The 17,837-nt window shown below is 42.5% G+C and carries 15 protein-coding genes; 10 read left to right on the top strand and 5 right to left on the bottom strand.

The genetic code is table 11. The annotated features are described in order from the left end of the window. Positions 1 to 472: 472 nt before the first annotated feature. From C9J12_RS27140 to C9J12_RS31285, 3 genes are all read right to left on the bottom strand, one after another. On the bottom strand, positions 473 to 1,588 hold the full coding sequence (locus C9J12_RS27140; protein WP_107245974.1) for a hypothetical protein: 1,116 nt from the start codon (positions 1,586 to 1,588) through the stop codon (positions 473 to 475). Between the two features lie 13 nt (positions 1,589 to 1,601). Further along, on the bottom strand, positions 1,602 to 2,648 hold the full coding sequence (locus C9J12_RS27145) for an alpha/beta hydrolase (protein WP_107245977.1): 1,047 nt from the start codon (positions 2,646 to 2,648) through the stop codon (positions 1,602 to 1,604). A gap of 392 nt (positions 2,649 to 3,040) precedes the next feature. Continuing rightward, positions 3,041 to 3,211 carry a helix-turn-helix domain-containing protein gene (locus C9J12_RS31285; protein WP_227876487.1) on the bottom strand — a complete coding sequence of 57 codons (171 nt, stop codon included), beginning with the start codon at positions 3,209 to 3,211 and terminating at the stop codon, positions 3,041 to 3,043. An 838-nt stretch (positions 3,212 to 4,049) separates the two neighbouring features. On the opposite strand from C9J12_RS31285, the gene C9J12_RS27155 reads away from it, so the two are divergent. Further along, the gene (locus C9J12_RS27155; RefSeq protein WP_107245980.1) at positions 4,050 to 5,312 is read left to right on the top strand and encodes a DEAD/DEAH box helicase; all 1,263 of its coding nucleotides are present in this window, start codon (positions 4,050 to 4,052) and stop codon (positions 5,310 to 5,312) included. 304 nt (positions 5,313 to 5,616) lie between these two features. Here C9J12_RS27155 and C9J12_RS27160 read toward each other — a convergent pair whose 3' ends face one another. Then, a complete protein-coding gene (locus C9J12_RS27160; RefSeq protein ID WP_107245982.1) occupies positions 5,617 to 5,943 on the bottom strand; it encodes an Hpt domain-containing protein in 327 nt (108 codons plus the stop codon). Positions 5,944 to 6,442: 499 nt separating this feature from the next. Between C9J12_RS27160 and C9J12_RS30875 the strand changes: the two genes are divergently transcribed. From C9J12_RS30875 to C9J12_RS27180, 5 genes are all read left to right on the top strand, one after another. Further along, on the top strand, positions 6,443 to 6,595 hold the full coding sequence (locus C9J12_RS30875; protein WP_170111901.1) for a hypothetical protein: 153 nt from the start codon (positions 6,443 to 6,445) through the stop codon (positions 6,593 to 6,595). Between the two features lie 185 nt (positions 6,596 to 6,780). Next, positions 6,781 to 7,443: a hypothetical protein gene (locus C9J12_RS27165; RefSeq protein ID WP_107245985.1), complete on the top strand. Its 663-nt coding sequence runs from the start codon at positions 6,781 to 6,783 to the stop codon at positions 7,441 to 7,443. A gap of 14 nt (positions 7,444 to 7,457) precedes the next feature. Then, a complete protein-coding gene (locus tag C9J12_RS27170) occupies positions 7,458 to 7,829 on the top strand; it encodes a VanZ family protein (RefSeq protein WP_107245988.1) in 372 nt (123 codons plus the stop codon). A 398-nt stretch (positions 7,830 to 8,227) separates the two neighbouring features. Beyond that, positions 8,228 to 10,057, top strand: coding sequence for a methyl-accepting chemotaxis protein (locus C9J12_RS27175; protein ID WP_107245990.1), 1,830 nt, complete (start codon positions 8,228 to 8,230; stop codon positions 10,055 to 10,057). Positions 10,058 to 10,421: 364 nt separating this feature from the next. Further along, the gene (locus C9J12_RS27180; RefSeq protein ID WP_146150120.1) at positions 10,422 to 10,892 is read left to right on the top strand and encodes a hypothetical protein; all 471 of its coding nucleotides are present in this window, start codon (positions 10,422 to 10,424) and stop codon (positions 10,890 to 10,892) included. Positions 10,893 to 10,958: 66 nt separating this feature from the next. On the opposite strand, the gene C9J12_RS27185 is transcribed toward C9J12_RS27180, so the two are convergent. Continuing rightward, positions 10,959 to 12,095: a S8 family serine peptidase gene (locus tag C9J12_RS27185; protein WP_193944713.1), complete on the bottom strand. Its 1,137-nt coding sequence runs from the start codon at positions 12,093 to 12,095 to the stop codon at positions 10,959 to 10,961. A 639-nt stretch (positions 12,096 to 12,734) separates the two neighbouring features. Here C9J12_RS27185 and betI point away from each other — a divergent pair. The 4 genes from betI (at position 12,735) to C9J12_RS27205 (ending at position 17,732) form a co-directional block, all read left to right on the top strand. Beyond that, positions 12,735 to 13,328, top strand: coding sequence for a transcriptional regulator BetI (betI, locus tag C9J12_RS27190; RefSeq protein WP_107245995.1), 594 nt, complete (start codon positions 12,735 to 12,737; stop codon positions 13,326 to 13,328). A 42-nt stretch (positions 13,329 to 13,370) separates the two neighbouring features. After that, positions 13,371 to 14,831, top strand: coding sequence for a betaine-aldehyde dehydrogenase (betB, locus tag C9J12_RS27195; RefSeq protein ID WP_107245997.1), 1,461 nt, complete (start codon positions 13,371 to 13,373; stop codon positions 14,829 to 14,831). Positions 14,832 to 14,930: 99 nt separating this feature from the next. Continuing rightward, on the top strand, positions 14,931 to 16,625 hold the full coding sequence (betA, locus tag C9J12_RS27200; RefSeq protein WP_107245999.1) for a choline dehydrogenase: 1,695 nt from the start codon (positions 14,931 to 14,933) through the stop codon (positions 16,623 to 16,625). A gap of 156 nt (positions 16,626 to 16,781) precedes the next feature. Continuing rightward, positions 16,782 to 17,732 (top strand): choline ABC transporter substrate-binding protein, encoded by a 951-nt coding sequence (locus C9J12_RS27205; RefSeq protein WP_107246002.1) that lies wholly within the window; start codon positions 16,782 to 16,784, stop codon positions 17,730 to 17,732. The last annotated feature ends 105 nt before the right edge of the window (positions 17,733 to 17,837 follow it).

Here is a 17,837-nt window from a genome sequence, read left to right on the forward strand (position 1 = left end):
CGACTGCTTTATAAGTTGCTGGGCATCAAACGATGTCTTCGTGGAGGCTTGAGCCTAGTGCAGTGAAAGTTGCACGCTGGGTTCTTAGGGAGACGGCACTTGGCAACAAGTGTCGTCCACCCGACCAAGGTGATTTAGAGTCATTACTCATTCACTGATTCTTAATGAAGGACTGCTTTACTAAAACTTATATAGTATGTAGTAGGTTATGTATCAAAGTGCTAGTGAGTGGGAAAAAGCACATATCTCCAATTACTAAATGACATTGGAGATCTACCCCCTACCTGATAAACAGCTTAACAATGTTGATTACTGGTCGAGCTTCTCTTATTTAAGAACGAGAACAAAGCCGTTCAGAGTCAATAGCAGTAGAAATTGTGGACTAAGTTACGCTCACTTCATCACCATACGGAGATGTTGAAATAATTGATGTAGGGCGGTCAGCGTAAAGTGTTGACCGCCTTTAAGTTTACTAGTTTAGGTACTCATCAGCTTTTGCTTGCCATTTCTTAATGGACTCTTCTTTGTCTTCAAGAGCCTTAAGCAGATCGACAGTTAGGAAGAACCCAACATCGCCACTAGAGCGCCATGTTGCACCCAGTGAGTACTGGTTATCAAAATGAAGCATCGCCCCATGCCCGATGTCATCTGAGCCCGCTCTATCGGAAAAGGTGGAGACCGCTGACATACCACAAGGCACCTTAAATAACTCAACCCCCATAACGCTACATGTTTGCCAACTATTTACCCCCAGCCACTCTACCGTTGCGGCTGCTTTAAATTGACTACCGTCGTCAGCATCGTTGACGTATTCCAGTACAGCCCAAGGACGGATAAAGTGAACTTGGTAACTTGGTGGAGAGACAAAGGTGTCACCTGACAACTCTTTTGACAACCACCAAGCTGTGATCATCTTTTCCCATGGGTACTGATACCGAGCCTCATTGTGGAACTTCGCCCAGCTTGCTTCGGTGGCTACGGCATATTTACCAACCAATGCCGCCGTTCTCTGCTTTATCGTTGCCTTGTATTTGTTAACTGTATCTTCCCAGCTTCTCGCCAACACATCACATGCCGTTGTCTTGGTCGGAGTTCGACCCTGACACTGTAGCACTCTTTCGCATTGCTTAACCGAGTCCGTTTCAATGGTAAATCGGCTCTCTTGCTTTACCCCGTCTCGTTCATAAAGGGTGAACTTAGTGGTGGCTGGGGCATCAAATTGTTGATTGGTATACAAGAACGTTGGGTAATCATCGGGCTTCAACTTACCTGAGATGATGTGCTGCTCCACATACACTTGGGTGAGTTCCGTGATGGTTTTACCATCCTTAGGGACAAAGTACGAATCCAGCTCTTTTGTGGAATCAATGACGGCGGTGCTCCAAGCCTTGTAACCCTCTAGGACAAGATCGGCATCTGTACTTTTTGGAGACGCCAACAACGCATCAAGTTTTTTGGACTCTATTTCGAGATTTGCCCAATGCTTTTCCGCCATCACCTCACTACACTGCGGAACTTTGACTTCAGTGGTCGCAAAAGCGGCACTAGAGAGTAAAAGCAGGGTGGTGGTTAGTATTTGTTTTTTCATGCTCCATCTCCCTCTAAGTAAGGTCATCCAGTTTATTTTTGAAGTCGCGGATCATTTTTATGAACGCCTTAAAATCATCTACATCTTTTAGCCCGTTTTTGGCGTACTCAATGATGTCTTTTGCTTGTTCATTAATACTAGGAATTTTTAACGTGGCTTCCTTTTCCTCTTGAGGACTTGGATTAAACACGGTGGGCATCATTGTCTTTAGAAAGAGGTTACTAACCTTCGGATCTTCAATGTATTGCCCAAGGTCGTGTGGGTTTTTACTGGTGTAAAAATCTTCGGTGCCGATATGGTGATAGAAATGCGTTTGTGGGTCTTCTGGGTTGTCTTTAAACACTTCCCAATTGGGAGGCGATTCAAACGGTCTGGCTTGCCCAACCAGATCATATTGGTGTAGAAGATTAAAGAACTTTAATACGCACCCTGACTCATTCATGGACGGATTCACCATCGATTCCTGCGGATCGATATTGGTGCCGAGGGGATTCCAATCAAAGAACACCTGACTGGTGTTTGCCACCATCCATAGGCTGTTAATTTTATGAACATGCGGATCGAGGTTGCTATCTTTGATGCCATCAAAACCACCTGTAAAGGCTTTGTGCAGCGTATCTTGAACCACCGCTGTACCCATTGAGTGCGCCATGATATGCACTTCTTCATCGCCTTCTAGCGTCTTGGCGATAGAGCGTAACACCCTAGAGCGCACCTGTTCGCAGTGCAACCCCGCGTAGAACAAAACATCTAGCGCGTGCGTGGTGAGAAACTTATCTTCGTTTATCCTCTCCAATTCATCTATCAAAGTAGAACTGAAGTCCGTGCCTTTCAAAATTTCCTTAAGGGTCTTTGCGTTAGTGGCAATAAGTTCTCGCTCGGTCTCGAAAATATCGTCATAACTGACGCCTATCACCTCGACATGATCCTCGAATTTTTCTTCCTTCATAAATGAGTAACGCTTAAGGGCTTCGTTTGCCGCGTCCACAACAGTCTTTTTGATGCTGTCTGCGGTGTGCTCACCGATGCCGTGAACCACTAAAAGAATGGATTTACCCATGCCAACTCCTTGTTATTGTGCGATATCGATCAGAAGCCTAGTTCATGCTCAGAATGTCATTTGCGATTGAGATCGCATTTAAACTCTTTCATAAATGACACTTGATGAAGTTTTGACTACGGTCTTTCTCCCAATAACCGCGACTTTACTGCACGCTCTGCTCGATTGTTATCGATAGATAAATGTAGTGGATTAGCCAATCTGGCCACTCATTTGTATGCACCTATCTATTTTGACTTAGTAGAATTTATCCGAAAGTGTAGAGTTAATCAGAATTCGTAACACAGAAATGTCCAAAAACGTGTCAACGGTGATCGGTTAACACGTTCTTGCCTCAAAGCGTAATGGCGATGAAAGTAGAAACCGTGGAAATGAAAAGCCTTTCTCAGTCACTATACAAACATGTATGTTGGGATATTGAAACGGGCTGACAATGCTCTGATGTGTTGCAGGGTCATTGAACGTTGTCCACTTAAAATCATTGATACGGATGATTTTCCGCCAATCTCAGCTTTGAAATCACTTTGTGTAAGCCCGTTCTGGTCAATGATTAGACGGAGCATTGAGACCGCTGGATTAATGCTGTCAATATGGGCATTAAACGCTTGGAATTCTTAACCTTTACTTTCATATTTGCTCAATAACAGGAAACATTAAGTCAATAAGTGTCTGATTGGTATCGTAGTCTTCGACAAGCGAATCCATAAGCTCAATGAGCTCGTCGTACTGCTTTCTTGAAGTTATGCCATGGATCCAAGGCATAGTGGCCTCAATCTGTCTTGAGACCTCCTGCATTACTTCTACGTTCATAATCCTCATCGTCTACTACCTCTTAATCTTCTTGCTTCGATAACCTGCGGTTAGTGTGGTTCACAATATGTGAACCTGTGGTAATTTTAATCAGAACAATAGAAAGCAGTTCGTAGTGACGCTGATTCTATCGATTTTCTATGATAGAGCGTCGTTATTTGTATCTGAACTGTGGCGAAAATTTGCGAGGTTATTGATTATTTTTCGATAGAGTCATTGACTCAAATCGTTACAAAATGCGCGGCCAAGTGAACTCATGGAGGCTATTCTTATGCCGATAGTAACGGATAGATGCGTTACAGGGTAACCTGCCGGTCTAGAGCTGGATGAATGGTATCGTTGTTTAGCGTGGCATTACGGTACGTAAAAGATCGTTAATAATGCCGCTACATTGTTAGCGGCTTTTTTACGTCTGGAGTTTGTTCCGCCTAAAGTACGTTCTTCCTTATAAACAAGATAAACGATATAAGTTAAGCAAAACACATGAGGGTATGCCTGTTACTCTTGGTTCATGTATAATGTGATCCAAGTTCTGCTGTAAGTGCACCTAGCCTAACAGTTTGTTTATTTTTCATATACCTGAGACGCCAAATGTCATTCTCCAACCTTGGATTAAGCGCCCCGATTTTAAAAGCAGTAGCCGAATTAGGCTACGAGACCCCTACGCCGATTCAAGAGAAGGCGATTCCGGTCATCTTGACGGGTAAAAACCTGATTGCAGCCGCACAGACGGGTACAGGTAAAACGGCTAGTTTTGTACTGCCTTTATTAGAAAAATTCAGTGATATGCCGCCGATACGTGCAAAGCGTATTCGTGCCCTTATTCTTGTACCTACTCGCGAATTGGCGGTACAGGTTGACGCGAACATTACTCAATATAGCAAGCACCTATCTCTGACTTCGTTAGCGATGTACGGTGGTGTTGACTATAAAGATCAAAAGCAGCGTCTGATTGATGGTGTCGATATTCTGGTTGCAACACCAGGGCGACTTCTTGATATGTACACTCAAAGAGCGTTACATTTTGATGAGTTAGAAGTATTGGTTCTGGATGAAGCCGATAGAATGCTCGACATGGGCTTTATCGAAGACATCAATAAAATTCTTGAACGTTTGCCAAAAGAAAGACAAAACCTACTGTTTTCAGCAACATTGTCTGCTCAAGTACGTATTTTAGCGAAAACAGCGGTTGAACGCCCAGTAGAAATATCGGTTTCACCAGACAGTACAACAACGCCAAAAATTGACCAATGGCTTATCACCGTTGATAAAGATAAAAAATCAGCATTGTTGAGCCATATGATTAAAGAAAATGAGTGGAAGCAAGCACTTATTTTCATTCAAACAAAGCATGGTGCCGCTAAGTTAGTTAGCCAGCTTGAAAAACGTGGCATCGCAGCCGAGGCTATTCACGGTGGCAGAAGCCAAGCTGTGCGTGAACAATTATTGAATGATTTTAAATCGGGCGAACTGGGTTTATTGGTTGCGACAGGTATTGCTGCTCGTGGTATCGATATTGATGATCTTACGCGTGTTATTAACTACGACTTGCCAGATCAAGCTGATGATTACGTTCACCGTATTGGTCGTACCGGTCGTGCTGGCGCAACCGGTGAGGCGATCTCGTTTGTATCACGTGATGACTTCAGACACTTATGTGCGATTGAAACTCGTCTAGGTCATTTGATTGTTCGTAAAGAAATTGAAGGCTTTGTTCCTCAAAAAGAAGTGCCTGTTTCTATTTTGAATTACGTGCCAGAAACGAAAATTGCAGCAAGACGTAAGAATTTCAAAAACAAGCAAAATGGTCAAGATAAACCAACGAGCCATGCTATACCGAAAGGTAGACGCTAAAGCGTAAAGCAAGACAGAATACAGATAGCCTGATAAAGCATTAGGGGCTATCGAACGATCCACCAACTCCTCTTTAAGCTGTAAAGCGAAGGGGAGTTGGTGTTTATTCTCCCCCCTAATTCATACCGCGTATTACTTTCACCGTTACTACCTTGCCGATATAGCTAATGTGTAATATTTACCTTACCCCTTAATCGTCTGAATTACTTTATCTGGGAAGCCAAAGTATTTTTGTGCACCATCATGATCGAGTAATAAACAGTTATTTGAGGCTGCAATATAAGACTTGTCGTTAGACCATTTGCTATGCCGTTAACGTTAAAATTTGTTGGTTAACTCTAGCCACTTCTTCTAAAGCTTCATCAAGAAGTTGTACGTCAGGTTTTTCGCCACGTTTGCATAAGTTTTCGATGGTTTCTAGTTGTAATGTGGCTTTTTCTTCACAAAGAGTAAGCAATACGCCTCTAAGGGAATGTATGGTATTAAATAACCCTTCAACATCTTGATTTTCATATTTATTTTGTATTACGCGTATATCATCACCATGTTCTTCACTATAAAGCTCGATAATCATCGAAATCATGTCGGCGTCATCGTCCATAGAGCTACTGAATTCCGTGTAATTTATCATTATTATTTTCCCTTTTCTTTCCCCAGTTGAAACCTAATACTCAAACATAAAATGGTTCGCTAACAATAATGTATGGTCTAGTTTTGACTATATATCAAGACAAAACGACAATTATTGAAAATTCATTATTTGAACGATATTTCATATGTAATACAGCCATTTCATTGACGTTAAGTGTGCGTAATATCACTGTTTTTTATTGATGGTAAAATTACGCTGAATATATTTGCCAAACCATTTTTGTTGTTCTTATGTATATAAAGGAAAGTTTTTTTGTACGCAAATGACGGCAATGAATTAAATGCTGCAATGATATGCATCAATCAAAAGGAGGGTAACCTCAGAGCAACAAAGTGCGGGAGGTGCAGGTGGTGGTCGAGGAGGACAAGCTTGAAACCAAGATGTAGACACGGCAACAACCAGCGAAACGTTTGAGGTTGATGTTGCAGCGGCATCGGGTAGTACGATATGGATTGATATTCCTGATGATAACCATGCCATGCATGATGAAGACGACTCAAAGGGAGACTGGATGCAGGGCGATAACCGCGACCAAGGCGTTGATGCTATGGATGACAGTGCATCGTATGAAAACGATGAACATACAGCTCAACAAGATGATTCTAACGTGATGGACGACAATTACTCATAGTGATGCGTTACTTATGTATAGGTAACTAGACGAGGTTAATTAAAAAACAGCTATACGCTTAACTGTGTGTAGTTGTTTTTGTTTTTTTATTATATGAATGTCTCAATACTTGACGATATGATTATATATTGTTTCTTTATAATTACTTAAGGTATGGTGACATAAATAAAACATTGGATGTGAATATGTTGGCTCGTTTAGGCATTGTTATACAAGCACTATTAGCGACCTCAATATTCTATTTGGGTTACACCATTTATTCATTTACCAGTGCGGTGACGACGGTTGTAGATACCTATCCTCAATTAATGAGCGATTTAAATGAAACAGCAGATAAACTGCAAATAGATCAGTGGCTACTGGTAGCAAAGACGTTTGAAGAAATCACGCCACAGGCATTAACACTTGTCGCTGAGTTGAAAACGACTATAGATGACGTTAATCAAACAGTTGCTTCGGTTGATCAAAAAATCCCATCAGTATTACAAGAAGTTAAAGTAATCAGATCTGAGACAATGCCAGCTGTGATACAAGTTGTCGATACGGTCAGTAACAAAACGATACCGCAAACATTATTGGAGTTAGAAAGCTATCGCAAAGATGTGATTCCAATGGTATTACTTGAGAGTAAAGCGTATCGCCAAAATACAATTCCAGCAGTTTTGAATGAATCTGAACAGTTGCGTAAAGAAGTTCCGGTTGTTGTTGCAAAGGTAGATGAAATCGTTGAAAAAAGTGAACAACTTACACAGCAAGCCACACAAGGAGCAGTGAAAGGGGTGATCTTGTCACCTATAAATATACTTCGTGAAGCAGGAACAGAGCTTAAATCGAAAGTGAATGAGTAGGGCGGCTAGGTTAGATGACTTCTCTTATTCGATTCGTTTACAAATATTGGATTGTTATTACGCTTTTTCTCCTATTTATTATTACGTTTCTTTCGCTCAGCCCACTGCCGAGTTTACCTGATGTTCCGGGTACGGATAAAACACATCATTTCATCGCTTATGCTGCACTTATGTTTGGGGTTGCACTAAGAAAACCGAAAAATTGGCTATTTATTGCAGTTTTTTTTATTTTTTGGAGTGGCGGAATAGAGTTAATACAACCCTATGTTAACCGTTATGGCGAGTGGTTCGATTTAGCTGCTAATGTCGGCGGTCTTATGTGTGGGGCTATTTTAGCGAATATTATTAATCGGTTCTTCCCGCTTACGTCTAACGTGAATAAATAGTATTTGAATAGAAGTATTACCCCCTTGATTTCATATACTTATACTTCTAAAGTATTCAAGCTGTTCTATTGTTAGACGTATTGTATATTTATTATGTTCCCGCTTGCACTGCTAAATATTGACTATTAAACTAATGATTACTCTTATATATCCTTTATCATGAGGATGTTAAAGGATAAATTGCATATTAAATGGTTTGCTAATTACTCTTATGATAAAAAATATCGCGTTATTCCTCAATTTTTCACTCGTACTGCCGTTACAGTAATATAGCCAAGTTATATATTAGCCACTATAAAATAAAAAAGCCTTGTGTAATAACCACTTATTAGAAATGGTCTGAAAAGGCTATTGATTTATTTTACAGCCCTTATTGTGTAGTTGAGAGTGCGTACCAAATGAAGATAAAACATAAATTACTTTGCCTGACTGGATTGTCGGTACTTGCCTTGTTATTAGTGTTAGCGGTAACGAACCTTGCTAATGAACGTATCATGAAAATTGACAAAACGGTGACAGATGTTAAATCGTTAGAGGTTTCACTGCTTACTTTACGTCGAAATGAAAAAGATTTTTTGGCGCGTTTAGATCTGAAATATCAAAAGAAATTTTTGGATAACTATGCTGTTTTTGAAAATAAGGCACAAATGCTGAATGCCGAACTGGATGAGTTATCGGTAAATGTACCGGAATTGAATAACTTAATGCCCAAGATGCAGAACTATAAAACGAGTTATCTTGAGCTGATCCGAAGCTACCAAACTCTTGGTTTAAAGCATTCTGAGGGGCAGTATAAAGCGATGTTCGAACAGTCTGATAGCCTGATAGAGCATGCTGTTCACGAAGGTGCAATCGAGAGTGTTGTTTATTCTCTTATTCTTAAAGCAGAGCTGTTTGCGTTTTCAAATGAGCGTAAATATTTTGATGAGTACCATGATTTATATAAGAAGCTTGGTAGCATTCAAGATATAGAACTTAAAGAAGAGCTTGTTCAGTTCAATCATACATTTAATCAGATGAGTGAGCAGAAGAGGCTGATTGGTTTTGCCCACGATGAAGGTTTACGAGGTCAAATCCGTACAGCATCTCACCATGTTGAAGCTATGTTCTCAGAGCTGGAAACTCAGTTAGAGAATGAGCTTACAGAAGCTAAAAGCCGTGTAATGACCATAATCACAGTCTCTGTTGTGATAGTCGTTATCATGTTAGCTGTGCTGTCATTGTTTATTAGTAACGGTATTCAACGTAGCATCAACAACCTAAGTAATTTGATGTCAGAAATTTCTCGCAGCCATGATTTAACCCGTGTAGCCGATGAGAGCGGTAAAGATGAGTTGGCCGACATGGCGTCTAATTTTAATGGCCTTTTAGCGAGTGTTCGTCAGCTAATTGGCAACGTTCAGTCTACGATCACCGAGTTGGGTGCTGCCTCTGAGCAGCTACAGCAAAATAGTCAGGCGACAGAGTCTGCTCTGGCTCAGCAGCAGTTAGAGACAGATTCGGTAGCAACGGCAGTGACTGAAATGGGAGAAACGGTCAGGGAGATCGCATCCACGACAGAAGGCGCAGCCGCTAATGCTAATCGAAGCAGCCAAGCTGCAGATGCTGGTCTCGCTGAAATCAAATTAACCAAAGTGCATATTACTTCACTGTCTGGTGAGTTAACTAAAACAGGTGATGAAATTATTAGCTTGTCAGAGCTTTCAGTTAATATTGGTACGGTGCTGGAAGTGATCCGTGGCATAGCAGAACAAACCAATCTATTGGCGCTAAATGCAGCTATAGAAGCGGCACGAGCTGGTGAGCAAGGAAGAGGGTTTGCAGTTGTAGCCGATGAAGTTCGTACGCTTGCTTCCCGTACTCAGCAATCAACGGAAGAAATCTCATCTATTATTAGTTCGGTTCAAGAGCAGACAGGGGTTGTTGTTGAGCAAATTGCAAGTTGCCGCACGCAAGGTGAACAGAGTGTTGAGCGAGCTAATAGTGCTGAAATTAAGATTGAACAAATCATGGGTGATATACAGCAGGTATTGGACAATAGCACTCAAATTGCAGCCGCAGTAGAGCAGCAAAGTATTGTGGCTGCCGATATTAGCCAGAATGTGACGTCTATTCGTGATATCACGGAAGAGAATTCAAATGCTGCACATCAGAATTCTCAGGCTGCCAGCGCGATTGCAGATCAAACGAGAGAACTGGATAAAGCCATTGCCAGCTTTAATGTTTAGGTAATGAGATTACCTCGGTAAAGCACCTCAAATATGCAATCATCGGAAAGGTCGCCTCAGGCGGCCTTTTTTGTAACAGGTAGTAAGGTAATTGTTCTTATTAAGCAGTTTAGAGCTCTAATGCCAGAAAATTAACAATGATTTTTTTCTGCTGCTAATTTAGTGCCTTCACACTTCCATTTATACTGTTTGATTTATATTGCATAAAGATACAAATATTGCCGTTGAGTACGCGGAGTAACCTACAATTTCAGTAGGGTATTTTTGAATATCCTCTCGCTTAAAATGAAATGAACTAGAGGTTAATATGAATAATAAATTCGTCCTCTCATGCCTTAGTCTTCTACTCGGAAGCAGCCTGGTCATGGCTGCTGACAAGGAAGCCATAATTATCAGTGCAGAAAGTGCTGGTCCAGCAGTAGTCACGGCAAACGCCACTATCAAAACAGGTGATGGCAAGGTCCTGCGTAAGGGTTCAAACGGCTACACCTGTTACCCTCAACAGGAAATTATCGGTCCGATGTGTAACGAACCAGTCTGGGATGCCCTCATCCAAGCCATGCTGAACAAGAAAGATTTCAAACCCGATAAGATCAGTGTGTCCTACATGCTAGCTGGTGAAGGGAGTGCCATCGGGACTAGTAACAGTGATCCTTATGCCACCAACTCGGGTAACAGCGATGATTGGGTGAAGGAAGGGCCCCACCTGATGATCACTGTCCCCGATCCTGCAATGCTGGAAGGTCTTTCCACTAATCCGGATGATCCGGTATATGTGATGTGGAAAGATACCCCGTATGCACACATTATGGTCAAAATAGGTGTTGATAAATAAAGGATAGGGGTCGGTCTATCGTGGTTTAATCACGGCTCAAGACCCTCCCCTTTATTTGTAACCTTGTTAAAGGTGAATAATCAGATCGGGATTACCATCAGTTTCACCATTAGCAGTCCCATCAGAGTCCGGCTCTCCCATTGTTAACATTAACACCGCGCAAGCATGAGGCGCCGCCATAGAGGTGCCATTTTTGATTGTGGTTCCTCCTCCTCTTTTAAGCGACAGAATACCAACGCCAGGAGCGGCAAATTCAATAGGTGGATTCCCGAAGTTGGAAAATGAGGCAAAATTACCTTCTGTATCTATTGCCGAAATAGTCCAGATATTATCATATTCATTTTTACCAGCACTGGCTGGAGAAGTATTCATCGCATTTTGTGACTCATTACCTGCAGCTAGCGCAAAATAAATATCTTTATCGCCGTAAGTTGATGCATTAACAACAGCATCGTTTAGATCTTGGCTATAACTACCGCCTAAACTTAAGTTTGCGCAATCACCGGGAGACGCATTGGCGGCAACCCAATCAATTCCGGCAATCACTCCTGAGGTACTACCAGAGCCGCGGCTATTCAGTACTTTAACCGGAACAACTGTTGCACCAGCTGCAACACCAACAACATCAATTTCGTTATCGATGGCAGCAATAGTTCCAGCTACATGAGTACCATGACCGTGACCATCATCATATGAACTGTCTTTACGAGAGGTAAATGCACTAAAACCACGAGCGGCGTCTACAGTCAAATCTGGATGGTCCAAATCAATGCCCGTATCTAAAATCCATGCAGTAAGCCCTGTATTATCTATTGGTGGATCTACTGGTAGATAGCCAACTCTGGTTATTCCCCATGGAATAACCTGAGACTCGGTGGTGGTAGAGTCTTTTTTCCCTTTACCCGAAGGCGGACCTGGGTATAGAACCATTAAGGAATCGGGTTCGAAACTAACAATATCATTTTGACCAGCAAAGGCAGCTTTAGCCTTGCCACAATTCATATTTACGGCAAAACCTTTGATAGAGTGTTTGTATATGTGTTTGGCCTGTGCATTAGCAGCGGCGACCATTCCTCTGGCCCGCCCTTTTACATCAAACTTAGAAATGCCATCGTCAAAGCGCACGATACAGGTATTTTTGATTTCAAATAATTGCTGACTGGCAGTATCTGTGGGCTCGGCAGCTTGTGCAGTCAGTGTCATAGTGACAGAGGAACAAGCGATAACTGCAGTTTTAAATATTTTATCCATAAAGTCATCATTCATAATGTGATTATGAACTCCTTATTAATGCGTAATTAAAAAAGTCTTTTAAGTATCGTATAAATTTTCAGGAGCGGTAGGTTATGTAGCAGGTAACCTTAATTAACTTCAGTTGGTTGCGCATTTCTTTGCTTTGGGATGTGAATTTTTTTATGACAATTTTAGACTGGTTCATAACTTAGAGTTAAAGAAAACCGCTCTAAAATGGCTGTGTAGCAAAGTTTCAATATCCAACGGATTTTTGGCATTTTCTCAAATTCATTTTGTAACGATGAGGCCTCACTCGCTGTCAATGGGAGGCTGGTAAATACTTATCATTGAAAAATTCAAATCAAAAATTTCATTAATACTGCTGAATAAAGTCATCATTGGTTGTTTTCGACACAAAACATTTTAATTAATTTTTGCCTTTCTGGAGTTGCCTTTATTTCCTTGTTAATCATCACTTTATGATTTTTGATTGAGTTTTAATATTTGTGAAATTCATTACTGCACGAAACATTTTTTTGACTTCCCTTTGAGAAGATGTAAGTCTATTTTTAATTAAACGTTCAATTAAAAAACATTTGAGTAACATTTATGCCAAAGGTAGGGATGCCAGAAATACGTCGACCTCAGCTTGTTGAGGCGACGATGAGCGTTATTGATGAGGTTGGATTATCGAATGCGAGCGTAGCTTTGATTAGCCGAAAAGCTGGTGTATCTCCAGGGATCATTAATCACTATTTTGGTGGTAAACATGGTTTATTGGAAGAAACCATGCGTACGGTGTTACGTCAGTTATCAGCCACATCAATCGAGCATCTTCGTGTTGTTGACAGTAACGATGTTCCAGCAAGGATCAAGGCGATTGTTGCCGCTAATTTCGATGGTTATCAAGTCGACAGCAAAGTGACTAAGACGTGGTTAGCATTCTGGGCTCAGTCAATGCACGATGGTGATCTACATCGACTCCAGCGTGTTAATGAACGCCGCCTTTTGTCGCACCTTCGATATGAACTAAAGCAAGTTTTACCCGCTGAACAAGCCCTTTTTGTCGCACAGGGAATTGCAGCACTAATCGATGGGATCTGGTTGCGAGGCGCGCTGAACCCTAAAGGGGTTTGCCCCGAAAAAGCACAACAGATCATTTCTGATTATTTGGAAAAGCAACTCGCCCCATACTCAAACTGACACGCAACCTCATAATAAAAAACTAATTATCAAGGCATTTTGATGAAAATGAAGTCCCTTTACATCCATGGTCAAGCAACTGATGTTTCATCGGTCGAAACCTTTATAACCTCTAACCCTGCAACGGGTGAGCAACTGGCTGAAATCGGTCAAGCATCAGCTCAAGATGTTGATCGTGCAATTGCATCAGCACAAGCAGGCTTCAAAGTGTGGTCAGCAATGAGTGGTATTGAACGCGGTCGTATCTTGATGCGGGCGGTGGCCATTCTTCGAGAACGTAATGATGAGCTGGCCTCACTGGAAGTTAAAGATACGGGCAAACCGATCCAAGAAGCGATAGAGGTCGATATTGTTACTGGTACAGATGTTATTGAGTACTACGCAGGACTTGCTGCTGCGATTCAAGGGCAACAACAAGATTTGGGGCATGGTCAGTTTTTCTATACCCGACGTGAACCACTAGGTGTTTGCGCTGGGATTGGGGCGTGGAATTATCCCATTCAGATTGCAATGTGGAAATCGGCTCCGGCATTGGCTGCGGGTAATGCGATGGTGTTTAAGCCTTCAGAAGAAACGCCGTTGTCAGTATTGAAACTAGCCGAGATCTTCACCGAGGCTGGTGTGCCAGATGGCGTTTTTAACGTTGTACAAGGTGATTATCGTGTCGGTCAGATGTTGTCTCGTCACTCAGATATTGCCAAAATTTCGTTCACTGGTGAGTCTGGGACTGGCAAAAAAGTAATGGCTGATGCTGCTGGTACACTCAAAGATATTACGATGGAACTAGGTGGAAAATCACCACTGATTGTGTTTGATGATGCCAAGCTAGATAACGCGGTTTCCGCAGCCATGCTAGCTAATTTTTACACCCAAGGCGAAGTCTGCACCAATGGCACCCGTGTGTTTGTACACGATGCAATTTACGATGATTTCATCGAGCAACTAGCACATCGAACCAACAAATTGGTTATCGGCGACCCTGCCGATATGTCGACCCAAATCGGTGCGCTTATCTCTGGTGAGCATCTGGAAAAAGTACTCGGTTTTATTCAAGCGGGTAAAGAATCTGGTGCGCGGCTTATCTGTGGCGGTGAGCGTGAAACTGGCAACGGTCTCGACAAGGGGTATTTTGTTCAACCGACCATTTTTGCCGATTGTACCGATGATATGCCTCAGGTCCAGGAAGAGATTTTTGGTCCTGTAATGTCGATATTGCGATTTACTGATGAAGATGAAGTGATCGAGCGAGCAAATGCAACGCAGTACGGACTTGCCGCTGGCCTATTTACCCAAAACCTTTCTCGTGCTCATCGTGTTATTGCTCAAATAGAAGCAGGCATTTGCTGGGTGAACACTTGGGGCGGTTCGCCGGCTCAAATGCCAGTGGGAGGCTACAAACAGTCTGGGATTGGCCGTGAAAATGGCATCGACACACTTAACCATTACACCCAGAACAAGAGCGTGATGATTGAACTTGGCGATCTTGAATGTCCTTACGATTAAGTCGTCAGATAGCTACAAGTTCTGGTATCACAAGCAACAGTCGATATCGGTAACAGCAGCAGGCTTTAATCTTATTTGTAGAATCGAAAGGGAAATCAAATGAACACAACGTATGATTACATCATTGTCGGCGCGGGATCCGCTGGCTGTGTGCTGGCCGACCGTTTAAGCGCTTCGGGTGAACATCACATCTTACTGCTTGAAGCGGGGGGAAGTGACAGAAGTATCTTTATTCAAATGCCAACCGCATTGTCATACCCAATGAACAGTGAAAAATATGCATGGCAATTCGAAACACAACCCGAGGCTGGTCTTGATAGCCGCAGCCTACATTGTCCGCGAGGACGTGTACTGGGTGGCAGTTCTTCGATCAACGGTATGGTGTATGTGCGTGGTCATGCTTGCGATTATGATGAGTGGGTAGAGCAGGGTGCTGCAGGCTGGAGTTACCAAGAATGTCTGCCGTATTTTCGTCGTGCTGAATCATGGATTCATGGAGAAGATACCTACCGCGGAGGTGATGGTCCTGTTGGCACCTGCAATGGTAACGATATGGAGCTTAACCCGCTATATCAAGCGTTTATCGATGCTGGTCAACAAGCAGGCTACCCGAAAACTGATGACTATAATGGTTATCAGCAAGAAGGTTTTGGCCCTATGCATATGACCGTTGATAAAGGTGTACGTGCATCTACCTCAAATGCTTATCTTCGCCGCGCTATGAAACGCAGCAACCTGACGGTGAAAAAGGGTGTTGTAACCCGTAAGGTATTGATTGAAAACAAACAGGCGATAGGTGTTGAGATAGAAGTTGGCGGTAAAGTGCAGTCTGTTTATGCGAACACCGAAGTGCTGCTATCAGCGGGTTCAGTCGGTTCTCCGCAACTTCTTCAATTATCGGGCATTGGTCCTAAAGCGGTATTAGAACAAGCAGGCATTGCTGTTAAACATGATTTACCGGGCGTTGGTGAAAATCTGCAAGATCACCTTGAAGTGTATTTCCAATATGCCTGCCACCAACCAATTACCCTGAACAGTAAATTGGGGCTGATTAGTAAAGGTTTGATTGGTACGCGTTGGATATTGCAAAAAGATGGCTTGGGGGCAACTAACCATTTTGAGTCATGCGCATTTATCCGTTCTCGTGCAGGTCTAAAATGGCCAAATATTCAGTATCACTTCTTGCCTGCAGCCATGCGATATGACGGCCAAGCCGCCTTTGATGGACATGGTTTCCAAGTACACGTTGGTCCGAATAAACCGCAAAGCCGTGGTCGTATTTGGGTAACATCAGACGATCCGCATCAAAAGCCGAACATTGAATTCAATTACATCAGTACCGAACAAGATAAACAAGATTGGCGCGATTGTATTCGCCTAACCCGTGAAATCTTGGCTCAGCCAGCCATGGATGATTATCGCGGTGAAGAAATTCAACCCGGTATTGATATTACCAGTGATGAAGCGATGGATGCTTGGGTTCGCCAAAATGTAGAAAGTGCCTACCACCCGTCTTGTACTTGTAAAATGGGATCAGATAATGATCCAATGACAGTGCTGAATAAAGATTGTCAGGTCAGAGGCATCGAGTCTTTACGAGTGATCGATTCTTCAGTATTCCCAACTATCCCTAATGGCAACCTTAATGCTCCAACCATTATGGTCGCCGAAAAAGCAGCCGATGCCATCTTAGGGAATACACCACTTGCACCGTCAAGCGCCCCGACGTGGATCGCACCGCAATGGGAAACAGAACAACGTAATGGTGCCGCTCAACGCCCTACGTTTCCCTAACAAAGAAAATAATTAATTAACTAGCGACCAGACTTGGTTAGGGACGTTTTTACGTTTCCTGCGGGTTACTACAACCTAAAAACTGATAGTTACATTAAAAAACTAATAGTTGCATAAAGCAGCCTTAGCTTAAAAATATGGATAAAAGGAAAAGTCATGAAGACGAATACAGCCATCAAGCACACAATCATAAGCAGTACCGCTTTATTATTAAGTTTCTCTGCATCAACCGCTTTTGCCGCTCAATGCGACACGGTGCGTTTCTCTGATGTAGGTTGGACAGATATTACCGCGACAACGGCGGTTACTAGCGAAGTACTTAAAGGTCTTGGTTACCAAACATCAACGCAGCTGTTGTCTGTACCTGTCACCTATTCTGCAATGGCAAATAAAGATATCGATGTTTTTTTAGGTAACTGGATGCCGACTATGGAAGCAGATATTGCCAAATATCACCAAGATGGTTCAGTTGAAACCGTTCGCGCTAACTTAGAAGGGGCAAAGTACACCCTTGCTGTACCCAAATATGTTTACGATGCCGGTGTACGTAGCTTTGCTGATCTGTCCAAGCATAAGGATGAATTCCGGGGTCGCATTTATGGCATTGAACCGGGTAACGATGGTAATCGCCTGATCCAAGACATGCTCGATCAGAATGCATTTGATCTGAAAAGCTTCCGTTTAGTTGAATCAAGTGAAGCTGGCATGATGTCGCAAGTAAAACGAGCGGTTGACCGCGAACAGTGGATCGCCTTTCTAGGTTGGGCTCCTCATCCAATGAACAGTAACTTTGACATGGTTTATCTAGACGGTGGTGATGACTTTTTTGGTCCTAACTATGGTGGGGCAAGTGTCCACACCAATGTTCGCCAAGGCTATTTGAAAACGTGTTCGAATGTTGGTCAGTTATTGCAAAATCTGAGCTTTAGCCTAGAAATGGAAAGCCAATTGATGGGCAATATTTTAGACGACAAGGCCAAGCCAGATGCTGCAGCAAAAGCGTGGCTAAAAGCCAACCCGCAAATACTAGAAAAATGGCTCGATAAAGTAACTGCTCGTGATGGCAGCAATGCTGATGAAGCCGTGAAGACTTATCTGAATATCTAACATAAAGCCAAATGCTGACTCTGCTGCCGTTGTAATACGTGGCAGCAAGTCGGCGCTATCGTTACATACAGAACGACCTAAAATACCAATACATATACAAATACA

The organism is Photobacterium frigidiphilum, from assembly GCF_003025615.1.
Taxonomy (GTDB): Bacteria; Pseudomonadota; Gammaproteobacteria; order Enterobacterales; family Vibrionaceae; genus Photobacterium; species Photobacterium frigidiphilum.